Source organism: Corynebacterium sp. HMSC070E08, from assembly GCF_001808895.1.
Classification (GTDB): Bacteria; Actinomycetota; Actinomycetes; order Mycobacteriales; family Mycobacteriaceae; genus Corynebacterium; species Corynebacterium hiratae.
The window spans coordinates 18,696-32,302 of the sequence record NZ_KV794766.1; the positions used below are offsets into that span (position 1 = coordinate 18,696).

At 59.7% G+C, this 13,607-nt stretch carries 10 protein-coding genes; 5 read left to right on the top strand and 5 right to left on the bottom strand.

Annotation, left to right across the window (positions count from 1 at the left end):
- Window position 1 precedes the first annotated feature (1 nt).
- From rfbB to HMPREF2526_RS07510, 4 genes are all read right to left on the bottom strand, one after another.
- Complete coding sequence (gene rfbB / locus HMPREF2526_RS07495; RefSeq protein WP_210384403.1) at window positions 2–997, bottom strand: dTDP-glucose 4,6-dehydratase; 996 nt, start codon at window positions 995–997, stop codon at window positions 2–4.
- Window positions 998–1,017: 20 nt separating this feature from the next.
- Window positions 1,018–2,376 (bottom strand): M1 family metallopeptidase, encoded by a 1,359-nt coding sequence (locus tag HMPREF2526_RS07500; RefSeq protein ID WP_049157605.1) that lies wholly within the window; start codon window positions 2,374–2,376, stop codon window positions 1,018–1,020.
- A gap of 94 nt (window positions 2,377–2,470) precedes the next feature.
- The gene (locus HMPREF2526_RS07505; protein WP_070511289.1) at window positions 2,471–3,550 is read right to left on the bottom strand and encodes an alpha/beta hydrolase; all 1,080 of its coding nucleotides are present in this window, start codon (window positions 3,548–3,550) and stop codon (window positions 2,471–2,473) included.
- A 38-nt stretch (window positions 3,551–3,588) separates the two neighbouring features.
- Entirely contained in the window at window positions 3,589–5,010 is a 1,422-nt protein-coding gene (locus HMPREF2526_RS07510) for an alpha/beta hydrolase (RefSeq protein ID WP_070511291.1), read from the bottom strand.
- Between the two features lie 675 nt (window positions 5,011–5,685).
- On the opposite strand from HMPREF2526_RS07510, the gene lpdA reads away from it, so the two are divergent.
- Window positions 5,686–7,098, top strand: coding sequence for a dihydrolipoyl dehydrogenase (gene lpdA / locus HMPREF2526_RS07515; RefSeq protein WP_070511293.1), 1,413 nt, complete (start codon window positions 5,686–5,688; stop codon window positions 7,096–7,098).
- A 498-nt stretch (window positions 7,099–7,596) separates the two neighbouring features.
- Here the strand turns inward: lpdA and ramB are convergent, their stop codons facing one another.
- Window positions 7,597–9,003: an acetate metabolism transcriptional regulator RamB gene (gene ramB / locus HMPREF2526_RS07520; protein WP_046647846.1), complete on the bottom strand. Its 1,407-nt coding sequence runs from the start codon at window positions 9,001–9,003 to the stop codon at window positions 7,597–7,599.
- Window positions 9,004–9,404: 401 nt separating this feature from the next.
- Between ramB and HMPREF2526_RS07525 the strand changes: the two genes are divergently transcribed.
- Genes HMPREF2526_RS07525 through HMPREF2526_RS07540 form a run of 4 tightly spaced genes read left to right on the top strand, consistent with a single transcriptional unit; the run spans window position 9,405 to window position 13,365 of the window.
- A complete protein-coding gene (locus HMPREF2526_RS07525) occupies window positions 9,405–10,160 on the top strand; it encodes a succinate dehydrogenase cytochrome b subunit (RefSeq protein WP_070546714.1) in 756 nt (251 codons plus the stop codon).
- Window positions 10,161–10,175: 15 nt separating this feature from the next.
- Entirely contained in the window at window positions 10,176–12,197 is a 2,022-nt protein-coding gene (locus tag HMPREF2526_RS07530; RefSeq protein WP_070546717.1) for a fumarate reductase/succinate dehydrogenase flavoprotein subunit, read from the top strand.
- Window positions 12,197–12,946: a succinate dehydrogenase/fumarate reductase iron-sulfur subunit gene (locus tag HMPREF2526_RS07535; protein WP_046647843.1), complete on the top strand. Its 750-nt coding sequence runs from the start codon at window positions 12,197–12,199 to the stop codon at window positions 12,944–12,946. The genes HMPREF2526_RS07530 and HMPREF2526_RS07535 overlap by 1 nt, the downstream gene beginning before the upstream one ends.
- Before the next feature lie 47 nt (window positions 12,947–12,993).
- Complete coding sequence (locus HMPREF2526_RS07540) at window positions 12,994–13,365, top strand: membrane protein (RefSeq protein WP_049157597.1); 372 nt, start codon at window positions 12,994–12,996, stop codon at window positions 13,363–13,365.
- Window positions 13,366–13,607: the final 242 nt, after the last annotated feature.

Genomic DNA, 13,607 nt, shown 5'->3' on the forward strand with positions numbered 1-13,607 from the left:
TTTACTGTCCTTGCTTCGCGTAGTTGGCTTCGACTTCTTCCTTGCCTGGGCGCCACCAGTCCTCGTGGGCGCGGTACCACTCAATGGTGGCAGCCAAGCCCTCGCGCAGATCCGTGTAGCGCGGGCTCCAGCCCAGCTCGCGGCGCAGTTTGCTGGCATCCATGGCGTAGCGCTGATCATGGCCCGGGCGGTCCGCCACGTGGATGTAGTTCGCGCGGCCGTCGTCAGTAGCACCCAACAGCTCACAGATCATCTCGATGACCTGGCGGTTATTCGTATCCTCCTGGTCGGCACCGATGTTATAGGTCTCACCGATGCGCCCGCGGTCCAGGATGGCAAGCACCGCCTCGTTGTGATCATCCACGTGAATCCAATCCCGCACCTGCTCGCCCGTGCCATAAAGCTTGGCGGGCTGGCCCAGAAGCAGGTTGGTGATTTGCCGCGGAATGAACTTCTCAATGTGCTGGTAAGGTCCGTAATTATTGGAGCAATTCGAAATGGTTGCCCGCAGCCCAAAACTGCGCACCCACGCGCGCACCAGGTGATCCGAACCGGCCTTCGTGGCCGAATAGGGCGAAGAGGGGTTATAGGGAGTCTCCTCCGTGAAGTAGGTATCGGCGCCAATCTCCAAGTCACCAAAAACCTCATCGGTGGAAACGTGATGGAAGCGCACATCGTGGCGGCGGCAGGCCTCCAACAGCACGAAGGTTCCCATGACGTTGGTGTGGAGGAAGGGCGAAGGATCCCGCAGCGAATTATCATTGTGGGATTCCGCGGCGAAGTGCACCACGGCATCCGTCTGGGCCACGAGCTTGTCGACGACCCCCTCATCCGCCACGTCCCCCACCACCAGGGTGGCGTCCACGCCGTCAAGGTTGGCGCGGTTGCCCGCGTAGGTGAGCTTGTCCAAGACGGTGATGTCTACGTCGGGCCGTTGCTGGGCTACGAGCCTCACGAAGTTTGCACCAATAAAGCCGGCACCGCCGGTAACAAGCATCCTGCGCATGGTGAACAAGTCTAGACCGGGAACTTGGGCAGCGCGGTGTGGTTGAGCCACTCGTCCAACAAAGCATCGACCGCAGCAGGATCTGCCGCTTCCTTCTTCACACGGCTGATGAGATCCTCCGGGGTGACCACGGAGTGCTGGGATGCGGTGAGGTAATCCCGGACCGTGCGGAAGAAGACCTCATCGCCCACGAGGCGGCGAAGTGCGTGAACAGTCAGCGCGCCGCGCTTGTAGACGCGGTCATCGAACATGTCGCGCGTGCCCGGATCACCGAGCACGATGTCCTGCTTCTTGCGTGCGAGCACTTGATAGTGCGAACGCGCCGATTCATGCACCGGACGGCCATGCGCGTGCTCGAACCACAGCCACTCGCAGTAGCAGGCAAAACCTTCGTTGAGCCAGATATCCTTCCACTCACTAAGGCCCACGGAGTTGCCGAACCACTGGTGGGACAGCTCGTGGGCGATGAGTCGCTCAAAGAGGTGGTCGCCCTTGACGTGGTTGGATCCGAAAATGGACAGGCCTTGGGCCTCCAGCGGGATCTCCAGCTCATCATCGGTGATGACCACTTGGTAGTCGGGGAAAGGGTAGTGGCCGAAGAGCGAGGAATAGAAGTCCAGCATTTCCTGCTGTTGGGCGAACTCTTCGAGGACTACCTGCTTCAGGCGAGCCGGCGCCCAAGCGCGGACGTCTCGGCCCAGGTCAATCTCTGAGTATTCGCCGATCTGCACCGTGGCGAGGTACGTGGCCATAGGGTGCTTGACGCGGTAGTGCCAGCGCGTCATGGAACCGCCTGCGCTGCGGCGGGAGACCAGCTTGCCGTTGGAAATCACCACGAAAGGATCGTCAGCGGTGATGCGAATATCGTAGGTGGCCTTTTCCGACGGGGTGTCATCGCAGGGGAACCAGCTGGGTGCACCGTTGGGTTGGCTGGCCACCAGGGAGCCGGAATCTGTTTCCTCCCAGCCGATTTCACCCCACGGAGTGCGCAGTGGCCGCGGCGAGCCGCCATAGCGAATGTGCAGCTCAAACTCTTGGTTCTCCACGATGGTGTCGGCAAAGGTCAGCCGCAGTTTGCCGGCGGACAGGCGAAACTTGGCCACGCGGGGTGCGTGTTTCGCCGTGATGCGGCGAGCCACCATGGCGCCGCCGAGGTCAAGCGTGAGTTTGTCAAAGTCCTCCAGCGCGCGAATGTGGAGGATGGCTTCGCCCTGCAGCATGTTGGGTTCCACGCGGTAGGTCAGGTCCAAGTCATAGTGGGTGACCTCGAAGCCGAGGTTGAAATCCACCCTCGTGTAGCTATCCCGAGTAAGTGCAGCGCGGTCGCGAGCGGCGGAGATATGCGAAAGGGCGGTAGAAAGCAGCTTCATAATGCCGCTATCCTACCGCCCTGTCTGGGTTATCCGAAGCCAGGGGAGCGAGCACGCCGCGCCAGACCGTGGGGCGACACGCTCCGCTCACTTTTTAGGAGTTGAAAGCTTCCTCAAAGGTGGGCCAGGACTTCACCAGGTCCTCGCGCCAGCCCGGCCAGGAGTGCGTGCCCACGTTGCGGAAGTTGTAGGTGGCTGGAATGTTCTGCTTATCCAGCTTGGCCTTGAGCATATGGGTGCAGTGGTTGACCGCGGCCTCGATGATGCCGCCCTCAACCTGCAGCTGTGCCGAACCCGCGTAGGCGGCCAGCGGGCTGTAGCCCTTGTTCATGTAGTAGGACGGGGTATCCTGCTCACCCGCGAAGCCCGATGCGGAGGAAATGTACAGCTTGGTGCCGCGCAGTTTCTCGGAGTTCATCAGGGCATCGTTGTAGCGGTTGTAGTCACCGCCCATCGGGCCCCACATCTGTTCCGGTTCTCCGCCGCCGCGGTTCACGGTGAGGCGCAGGAACTGGTACTCCGTGGGGTAGGCGGTTGCGGCGCAGCCGGCGAAGGAGCCAACCGCGTCATAGAAGCCCTGGTTGTGCTGCGCCAGCAGCAGGGAAGACGTTGCGGACATGGACATGCCGGCAATGGCACGCTTGTTGCTTGCGTTCAGGCGAGACTCCAGCGGGCCAGGCAGCTCCTTGGTCAGGAAGGTCTCCCACTTCTGTGGGCCCTTGAGGTACTTGCCGTTGGGCTCCTCCAGCCAGTCGGTGTAGTAGGAGAAAGCACCTGCCTGCGGAACGACAACGTTGACGTCCTTGTCCGCGTAGAAGTCCACGGCATCGGACATGTACAGCCAATCGGAGTCCTGCTCCGCGGAACCGGCGCCGTTGAGCAGGTACAAGGTCGGGCGGTCCGGGTTCTTAGCAGGGATAACAGCCAGCGGAATCGCGCGGCCGTTCATGGCCGGTGACGTAGCCTCCAGCTTGAGAACGCGGGCGTCATCTTTGAAGTGCTCGTACCACTTCTGGCTCTGCACCTCCGGGGTGACGTTCAAGTCCGAGATGGTGGACAGCGGCGTGTCACCCGCAACCTGCTGCGGGGTGATGGTGGCCGCACCCGCAACGGGGCTGATAAGCGCGGCAGCGCAGAGCGCGCCGGCGGCGAGGAGAGAGCTAAGACGCTTCATTACGTTCCTTATTTAACAATCAATATGGCGAGTTGAGCTTACTGTTCGATGGCCTCAGGGGCTACTGGCCGGGAGTCGGCCGGGGTCTTGGGATCGTTCTCGGCCTCTTCCATATTCTGCTTATCGGCATCCTCAGCTTTGGCGTTAGCGTCCGTGTTCACCGCGCTTTCCGACGCCCGCGTGGAGACCGGCTCCACCGGCAGACCAAAGGCACGAGCGAAGGTGGGCCAGGAGGAGTTGATGTCATCGAACCAGCCCGGCCAGGAGTGGGTACCGGTATTGCGCAGGTTGAAATCCGCTTTGACACCTTCGCGCTGCAGTTTTGCCTGCAGGTCGTGGGTGCACGCATTCATCGCTGCCTCGATGACGCCGCCTTCCACCACCAGGGTGGAGGAGGACTTCAAGGCTCCGGCCAGGCCTTGCTTTTCAATCCTGGACGAACCCAAATCGTTCATTCCGGCAAACCCCGAGTTAGCGGAGACGTAGACCTGGGAATTACCCATGTTGTTCTTTGTGGCGTTGATGAGTCCATCGTTGTAGCGGTTGTAGTCACCGCCCATCGGTCCCCACATCTGCTCGGTGCTTCCACCGCCACGATTCACGGTCAGCTGCGTGTAGAAGTTCGGCAGTGGAGTCGAGGTGGCCGCACAGCCAGAGAAGGACCCGATAGCGTCATAGAAGTTGGGGTTGTGCTGGGCCAAGACGAGCGATGAGGTAGCAGACATGGACATGCCTGCGATGCCGCGCTTGCCGTTGGCGTTGATGTGCTTCTCCAGCGGTCCCGGTAGCTCCTTGGTGAGGAAGGTCTCCCACTTCTGCGGGCCCTTGAGGTAGCTGCGGTCCGGGCTGGTAACCCAGTCGGTGTAGTAGGAGAATGCGCCTGCCTGCGGGATGACGACGTTGACGTTTCGGTCACCGTAGTAGTCATCGAGTTCTTGGGTGCCCTCCTTGTTGGGATCCAAGTCTTCGCGCGTGGTGGCTATCAGCCAGTCCATGCCCTGCTCGGCACCGCCAGCACCGTTGAGTAGATAAAGGGTGGGGCGGGAAGAATCAAAGGTGCCGTCTGGGGTAATTACTGCAAGAGGGACGGTGCGGTCCATCGCTGGTGCGGTGGCATTGAGGGCCTTGACGCTCTGACGGTAGTCCGGGTATTTCAGGACGTAGCCCATCCACTGCTTGCTGTCCGGGATCTCATTGACGTCAACGTCCTTAAAAGTGACGTTCTTACCAATGGCGTCTTCATATTCTTGGCGGGAGGGCGACGGGTTTCCGGCGGAGTCCTTGGGCAGGTACTTTTCAATCTCCCCGTAGATGTCGAGCTCGGAAATGGTGGACGGTGTGGCATCACCGCGGATTTGTTCCGGGGTGACCTCGGATGCGCCCGCGGTAGGGGATGCTACGGCGCCAAGTGCTAGGGCAGTGGCTGCCGCAAGCGTCGTGAGAGAGCGCGCAATCTTCATAGAATCTCGCTTTCTAAGTGATGAGCGGAAATGTAGGGGCAAGTGTAAAAGATGCTCCGGACACGCCACCCATGAGATGGGCAATAGTGCTGGTAGATGGGAATTTCAGCACCCCAAGATAAGGGTAACGTGTTTAAACATACCAAGATATTAAAGTTAATGGTGGTATTGAAGTGGAAACCGTGTCATAATCTTTCCGTGCGTTAACGTGGGCTATGTAACGCAATGTCCGGCCTATTCGTTAGTCGAACCAGATGCGGAGACCGTTACTGCGGCGGCCGTCCTGCAAGGCAGAAGGTGGCAGTGCCGCATAGTGACATCGCACGAGGCCGTGAAGGCTGCTAGAAGACCAACAGAAAGAAGAAGAATGAACCTCTTTGACACCATCCTCGTTTCCATCAACCAGGTGCTGGGCCAGTTCGCTCACTCCGGCTCCTCTACTTCCTCCAAGATCGCCCTGGATTGGGGTCTTTACTAAACAGCTGCGGGGCGTGCGGCCCCACGTTTCTCTCCCCCTAATCGCCCCCTCGGGTGGTTGGGGGTTATTTTGTGCGTTGTGTGCCCTCTACGCATCAGTGCACTGTGGCTTGCGTATCAGGAATGTTATGGACTGATACGAGAGCACAGCATGGGGGTGGTGGGACAGCGGGCACAAAGTTACGTATCCTATAGGGCGTGACTAATGAACATTTTGACGTTGTAGTACTCGGCGCGGGCCCCGGCGGCTACGTGTCCGCCATCCGCGCTGCCCAGCTGGGCAAGAAGGTTGCCGTTATTGAGAAGCAGTACTGGGGCGGTGTTTGCCTCAACGTGGGCTGCATCCCGTCCAAGGCTCTTCTTAAGAACGCTGAAGTTGCACACACCTTCAACCATGAGGCGAAGGCCTTTGGTATTTCCGGCGATGTTTCCTTCGACTTCGGTGTTGCGCACAAGCGCTCCCGCAAGGTCTCGGAGGGCATCGTCAAGGGCGTGCACTACCTGATGAAGAAGAACAAGATTACGGAGATCAATGGCCTCGGCTCCTTCAAGGACGCCAAGACCATCGAGATTACCGAGGGCGATGACAAGGGTAAGACCGTTACCTTTGACAACTGCATTATCGCCACCGGCTCCGTCGTCCGTTCCCTTCCGGGCGTGGAAATCGGCGGCAACATCGTGTCCTTCGAGGAGCAGATCCTCAGCGATGAGGCCCCGGATTCCATGGTCATCGTTGGCGCAGGCGCCATCGGTATGGAGTTTGCGTACGTTCTGGCCAACTATGGCGTAGACGTGACCATCGTGGAGTTCATGGACCGCGTCCTTCCGAACGAGGACAAGGATGTATCCAAGGCTATCGCCAAGGAATACAAGAAGCTTGGTGTGAAGCTCCTGACTGGTTACAAGACCACCGCCATCACGGATAACGGTGACAATGTCACCGTTGAGGTCGAGTCCAAGGACGGCTCCAAGACCGATACGCTGACCGTGGATCGCTGCATGGTCTCCATCGGCTTCGCCCCGCGCACCGAGGGCTACGGCCTGGAGAACACCGGTGTCGAGCTCACTGAGCGCGGCGCCATCGCTATTGATGACTACATGCGCACCAACGTTGAGGGCATTTACGCCATTGGTGACGTCACCGCGAAGCTGCAGCTCGCTCACGTGGCTGAGGCGCAGGGCGTTGTGGCTGCTGAGGTCATCGCCGGCGCTGAGACCCAGCTGCTGGGTGACTACATGAACATGCCGCGCGCCACCTTCTGCAACCCGCAGGTGGCCTCCTTCGGCTACACCGAGGAGCAGGCTCGTGAGAAGTTCGCTGACCGCGACATCAAGGTTGCTACCTTCCCGTTCTCCGCTAACGGTAAGGCAGCTGGTCTGAATGAGACCGCGGGCTTCGTCAAGCTCATCGCCGACGGCGAGTTTGGTGAGCTCATTGGTGGTCACATGGTGGGCTCGAACGTGTCCGAGCTGCTGCCGGAGCTGACCCTGGCGCAGCGCTTCGATCTCACTGCAGAGGAGATCGGACGCAACGTTCACACTCACCCGACGCTGTCTGAGGCTATGAAGGAAGCAGCCGAGGGCATCGGCGGCCACATGATTAACCTCTAAGAACTAAAACAAGAACACTCCCCCTCATCCCATCGACGTGAATCGGTGGCGGTGAGGGGGAGTGTTGGTTTTAGCGCCGAAGCGCGACTGGCCTTAGCCGAAGAGCTTGGAAGACAGTGCGAACGGTGCGTTGACGATCGTCAGCACGAGCTTCTGGATCTGGCCAAGGAAGTTCTCGCCAAAGCTGGACATAATAATAATCCTTTCTGTTGGTGATTATCGGTCGCTGACCATGATAGAACAACCGAGTCGGGAAAATCCATCAGATTTGGCAATGAAAACCATGGGGTGGGGCTTGTAGGACAATGTATAGCGCCGAGGGTTTGGGTCATAATTCCAGCTCATCGCACTAAGTAGGCCCCTTTCTTGCTTCAGTATCTTTCTTCGGAGGCTTTCGCTCGATGGAGAGTGCTCCCCAGCTTTTAAGATTCATCTGCGTTAACGGCGTAAAGATGGATGATTTAAAACCTGTGCGATTACGCCGTTAACTAGCTTTAGTTAATAGGGTGCCACTGCAGAGCGGTGGGCGTCGACGACAAGCTGTTCGTTAATGGCGGGAAATGCCCGCTGGGAGCAATTCTGGCGCGGGCAGGTGCGGCAGCCGGCGCCAATGGGAGTGGCGGCGGAAAGGGCATTGAGGTCTAGCCCCTGGGCGTACACGGTGCGATTAGCATGGCGTGCCTCGCAGCCCAGACCGATGGAAAAGAGCTTGTTCGTATCCCCAAAACGGCCTTGTGGGTAGCTCACCGTTCGTGAGATCCATAGGTAATTGCGCCCATCTGGCATCTGCGCCAACTGGCGGGAAATGGTGTTGGGGTGTGAGAAGGACTCGTACACATTCCATAGGGGGCAGGTGCCGCCGGAGTTGGAGAAGTGCACGCCGGTGGCGGATTGGCGTTTGGACATGTTGCCGGCGCGGTCAACGCGCACGAAGGTAAAGGGGATGCCGCGCTTGTTGGGGCGCTGCAGCGTGGAGAGGCGGGAGGCAATCGTCTCGTAGCCCACTCCGAAGACATTGCAGAGGTATTCCACGTCGTACCCCGACTGTTCGGCTTCGCTATGGATGAGGCCATATGGGAGGAGCGTGGCCGCAGCGTAATAATTGGCGATACCCCGCTTGGCCAAGTTGATGGAGGCCTCTGAAGTAAACGGTTCTTCCTCCACGAGCTCGTCGAAAAGCGCGCCCGCTTCGAGGAAGCCAAGCTCAGCTGCCATGCGGAAGGCGCGCTGGCCGACGCTCAGCCGGCTGGCAAGGCGAAGGGTCCCGCTGTCCTTGTCGAAGCGGTGCAGCGTGCCATCCATGCGATCGGTGGTGAGGATCTCCACGCCGTGCTGGGTGGTGAGTCTGTCGTCCAGAGCCTGTTCGATGTCGCGGATGTGGAAGGGGACGACGTCGAGCTCCGCGGAGATCGCCTCTGCATGCTGATCTAACTCATCGAGATAATTCTGGCGGGCATAGAAGAAATCCCGAACCTCATCGTGCGGCATGGACAGCGCCTGGTTGCCGTCGGAGCGGCGGGTATCGGTGGCGAGGGAAAGCTTGTCGCGGATATTGCGGTAGCGGCGGTGAATGTCGACGAGCGTGCGCGCAACGGTGGGGTGGTTGTAAACCAGTTCGGACAATTCCTGTAATTCCACGGGGGAGGGGCAGATTTCTTGGTCCTGGACGACATCTTGAATCTCGGCGAGTAGCCGCGAGTCATCGTCACGGGAAAAGAAAGTGGCATCCACACCAAATGCTTCAGTAATCCTAAGCAAGACCGGAACGGTGAGGGGGCGTACGTCATGTTCAATCTGATTAACGTAACTAGCGGAAAGCCCCAGCGTAGCGGCGAGGGAGGCTTGGCTGAGATCACGTTCGCGGCGCAGCTGGCGCAGGCGCGAACCTACGTATGTCTTGCTCATGTGAGCTAGGTTACCTAGTGCCTTTCGGTCATAACAATAGTTTTGCAAGGAATGTGTGAAGCATTTTAACTTCGCTGCGAAGTGGGGGTGTTAGCGGGGCGTGAAGGGGCGGTGAGGGGTGTGTACCAAGCGAAAGTTTGACACCTAAAGGGGTAGGGTCGTCACTCGAGTCACACCCTGTGACAAAAGTCTCAACCGCGAAATGTTTTCGCAAGGTTAATATTGCGTAAAGCGAAGTGATCAAGGTAGACCGGCATAAGTCGGGGGACACTTAAGGCAACCCTTGCCTTAACTCATTTCTGTCAGGGGCCTGTAGGTGGGGGAGGGGGCGTTAAAAGCAAAGGGATAAGTAGTGGTCAGCGCGCAGTCCTGCGTAAGGTAAGGGCGACAATGGAGGTGTCATGTCTGTAAAAAATCCTGACCGTGAAGCCCTTGCTCACGGCCGCATTACTAATGAAACGATTCGTCCTAAGCCAGGAATTCCGTCCTGGGCTTTGAAACTGACGATGGCAATTACCGGTCTGTTCTTCGCGCTGTTCGTTGTAGGACACATGGCCGGCAACTTGAAGCTCTACCTGCCGGCCCACAATGGCGAGGAAGCCATCGATGCCTACGGCGCATTCCTGCGCAGCATGGGTGATCCGCTGATTCCGAGCGGGCACCTTCTGTGGATCATCCGCATCGTCTTGCTGGCGTGCGTGATCGCCCACATTTACGGCGCCTTTGCGCTGACCGCTCGCTCCAAGGCATCCCGCGGTAAGTTCAAGCGCACCAACCTGATGGGCGGCATGGATTCCTTCGCAACGAAGACCATGCTGGTGACCGGCGTCGTGCTGCTCCTGTTCATCGTCTTCCACATCTTGGACCTGACGATGGGTGTTCAGCCGATTGCTCCGGAGGCTTTCGCTCATGGTGCCGTGAAGGCCAACATGATCGCTACCTTCTCTCGCTGGCCGGTGACCATCATCTACATCGTCGCCATGCTCTGCCTCTTCCTGCACCTGACCCACGGCATCCGCCTTGCGGCTTCTGACCTGGGTATTACCGGTGCTAAGTGGCGCGAGGTATTTGTCATCCTGGCGTACATCGTCCCGGCCGTCGTGTGCCTGGCAAACATCGTTATGCCGTTGTCCGTCGCCCTGGGCTGGGTCAGCTAAAGGAGTTTTGAACCCATGACTAACGCGAATACTGAACTCAAGCGCGAGCACCCGAACTTCTCGCACCCGCAGTCCATCGTCCCGGGCGTTAAGCCGGGCCGCATTCTGGAGTCCAACGAGCCGCACGGCGTCCCGATGAAGGACATGTGGAGCTACCAGAAGGACCACATGGAGCTGGTCTCCCCGCTGAACCGCCGTAAGTTCGAAATCATCGTCGTCGGTACCGGCCTGGCTGCTGGTTCCGCTGCGGCTGCCCTCGGCGAGTTGGGATACAAGGTGAAGGTCTTCACCTACCACGATTCCCCGCGTCGCGCGCACTCCATTGCTGCGCAGGGTGGTGTGAACTCTTCCCGCCACAAGAAGGTGGATAACGACTCCGCCTACCGCCACACCAAGGACACCGTCAAGGGCGGCGACTACCGCTGCCGCGAGTCCGACTGCTGGCGCCTGGCTTATGAGTCCATCCGCGTCATCGACCACATGAACGCCATCGGCGCTCCGTTCGCTCGCGAGTACGGCGGCACCCTGGCTACCCGTTCCTTCGGTGGCGTGCAGGTCTCCCGCACCTACTACACCCGTGGTCAAACAGGCCAGCAGCTGCAGCTGTCCACCACTTCTGCGCTGTACCGCCAGATTGGCCTGGGCAACGTGGAGCTCTTCGCTCACCACGATATGCAGGACGTCATCACCTACAACGACAACGGCACCAAGCGTGCCGGCGGCATTGTGACCCGTAACCTCATCACCGGCGAGCTCAAGGCCTTCACCGGCCACGCAGTCATCCTCGGTACCGGCGGTTACGGCAACGTCTACCACATGTCCACGCTGGCTAAGAACTCCAACGCTGGCGCCATGATGCGTGCGTACGAGGCTGGTGCTTACCTGGCTTCCCCGGCATTCATCCAGTTCCACCCGACCGGCCTGCCGGTCAATTCCGAGTGGCAGTCCAAGACCATCCTCATGTCTGAGTCGCTGCGTAACGACGGCCGCATCTGGTCTCCGATCAAGGAGGGCGATGACCGTCCTGCTAACGAGATTCCGGAAGAGGAGCGCGACTACTTCCTAGAGCGCCGCTACCCGGCCTTCGGTAACCTCGTCCCGCGTGACGTGGCTTCCCGTGCCATTTCCCAGCAGATCAACAAGGGTCTGGGCGTTGGTCCGCTGCACAACTCCGTGTACCTGGACTTCCGCGACGCCATCGAGCGTCTGGGCAAGGACAAGATCCGCGAGCGTTACTCCAACCTCATCGAGATGTACGAAGAGGCCATCGGTGAGTCCGCTTATGAGACCCCGATGCGTATCGCTCCGACCTGCCACTTCACCATGGGTGGCCTGTGGACGGACTTCAACGAGATGACCGCCATCGACGGCCTCTTCGCCGCCGGTGAGTGCTCCTGGACCTACCACGGTGCGAACCGCCTGGGTGCTAACTCCCTGCTGTCCGCTTCCGTTGATGGCTGGTTCACCCTGCCGTTCACTATCCCGAACTACCTGGCTCACCACCTGGGTGAGGCCAAGCTGGCCGAGGATTCCGCCGAGGCTAACGACGCCGTTGCTCGCGCACAGGCTCGCATCGACCGCCTCATGTCCATCCAGGGCGAGGATCCGCACGGCCCGGCGTACTACCACCGCCAGCTGGGTGACATCCTCTACTGGGGCTGTGGTGTGTCCCGTAATGTCGAGGACCTCAAGGTTGCCATCGAGAAGGTCCGCGCACTGCGCAAGGACTTCTGGGCTAACGTCCGCATCACTGGTGACGCTAACGACATGAACCAGGTCCTCGAGTATGGTCTGCGCGTTGCTGACTACATCGACCTGGGTGAGCTCATGTGTATTGACGCCCTTGACCGCGACGAGTCCTGTGGTGCTCACTTCCGCGAGGACCACCTCTCCGAGGACGGCGAGGCCGAGCGCGATGACGAGAACTGGTGCTTCGTTTCCGCATGGGAGCCGGGCGCTGCTGAGGGCGAGTTCATCCGCCACGCTGAGCCGCTGTACTTTGATTCGATCCCGCTGATGACAAGGAACTACAAGTAATGAAACTGACACTTGAGATCTGGCGTCAAGCCGGACCGACGCAAGAAGGCAAGTTCGAAACCGTGCAGGTTGACGACGCCGCCGAGCAGATGTCCATTCTGGAGCTGCTCGACCACGTCAACGACGGCCTCATTGAGGCCGGCACCGAGCCGTTCGCATTCGCTTCCGACTGCCGTGAGGGCATCTGTGGTACCTGTGGCCTCCTGGTCAACGGTCGCCCGCATGGCCCGGGTCAGAACACCCCGGCCTGCCAGCAGCGCCTGTTCCAGTTCAAGGATGGCGACACCATCAAGCTGGAGCCTTTCCGCTCCGCTGCCTACCCGGTCATCAAGGACATGATCGTGGACCGCGCCAAGCTGGACCACGTCATGGAGCAGGGCGGCTACGTGTCCATGGATGCGGGTACCGCTCCGGACGCTGACACCCTGCACGTCAACCACGAGACCTCCGAGTACGCCCTGGATCACGCCGCCTGCATCGGCTGCGGTGCCTGCGTGGCATCCTGCCCGAACGGTGCTGCTCACCTGTTCACCGGCGCCAAGCTGGTTCACCTCTCCCTCATGCCGCTGGGCAAGGAAGAGCGTGGACGCCGCGCACGCAACATGGTGGACGATCTGGAGCAGAACTTCGGCCACTGCTCGCTCTACGGCGAGTGCGCCGACGTCTGCCCGGCTGGTGTGCCGCTGACCGCGGTTTCCGCGGTTACCCGCGAACGTGCACGTGCTGCTTTCCGCGGCAAGGACGACTAAGCTATAGTCATTCACAGGATTAACAGGAACGAGAGAAAGTTTCAGCCATGAGCGACCTCAACCCGGCAGTTGCTGATCACCACAGCGAGACCTACCCGGAGTTCTCCGGTAAGATTCAGGACTCCTACATCGAGGGATATGACCCCGTTTCTTACAGTGCACCGCACTCTTCTTTGCTGCGCACCTCCACCTGGGTGGGCATGGGCTTGGTTCTCTCGATCCTGCCGGCGCTGGGCATCCTGATCTGGGGCTTCGGCACCAAGCTGTACCCGCAGGGCACCGCCGGTGCTGACTACCAGATCAACCTGATTGTGGGCGCCATCGCCAGCGTCGTCGTAGCCATCCTGGCTATCGTCTCCGTCAAGTATGGCCGCCGCTACTACCGCCAGTACCGCAAGGAAACCGGCCGCATCAACTAGGCACCTCCTAGGCCGTTGAACGCCTAAGTTTCTGTACTGACACCACCACAACCCCCACCTCCAAACACACATGGGAGACCATGTGAGGAGGCGGGGGTTGTTGGCGTTTGGGGTGGGTGCTGGGCGGGCGGAGAGGGGGAGCGGGCGCTTGGCGACGCCCCTACGGTGCCATACGCGTGAATGGCGCCGCAGGGAGCGACGCGAACACTAACCTGACTTGGCTCAAATTAGTGCCGAAGGGT

Coding starts and splice junctions, on each gene's coding strand:
- HMPREF2526_RS07500 (WP_049157605.1), bottom strand. CDS start 2,376: ATGAAGCTGCTTTCTACCGCCCTTTCGCATATCTCCGCCGCTCGCGAC.
- HMPREF2526_RS07525 (WP_070546714.1), top strand. CDS start 9,405: ATGTCTGTAAAAAATCCTGACCGTGAAGCCCTTGCTCACGGCCGCATT.
- HMPREF2526_RS07530 (WP_070546717.1), top strand. CDS start 10,176: ATGACTAACGCGAATACTGAACTCAAGCGCGAGCACCCGAACTTCTCG.
- HMPREF2526_RS07540 (WP_049157597.1), top strand. CDS start 12,994: ATGAGCGACCTCAACCCGGCAGTTGCTGATCACCACAGCGAGACCTAC.
- HMPREF2526_RS07535 (WP_046647843.1), top strand. CDS start 12,197: ATGAAACTGACACTTGAGATCTGGCGTCAAGCCGGACCGACGCAAGAA.
- ramB (WP_046647846.1), bottom strand. CDS start 9,003: ATGAGCAAGACATACGTAGGTTCGCGCCTGCGCCAGCTGCGCCGCGAA.
- HMPREF2526_RS07510 (WP_070511291.1), bottom strand. CDS start 5,010: ATGAAGATTGCGCGCTCTCTCACGACGCTTGCGGCAGCCACTGCCCTA.
- rfbB (WP_210384403.1), bottom strand. CDS start 997: ATGCTTGTTACCGGCGGTGCCGGCTTTATTGGTGCAAACTTCGTGAGG.
- HMPREF2526_RS07505 (WP_070511289.1), bottom strand. CDS start 3,550: ATGAAGCGTCTTAGCTCTCTCCTCGCCGCCGGCGCGCTCTGCGCTGCC.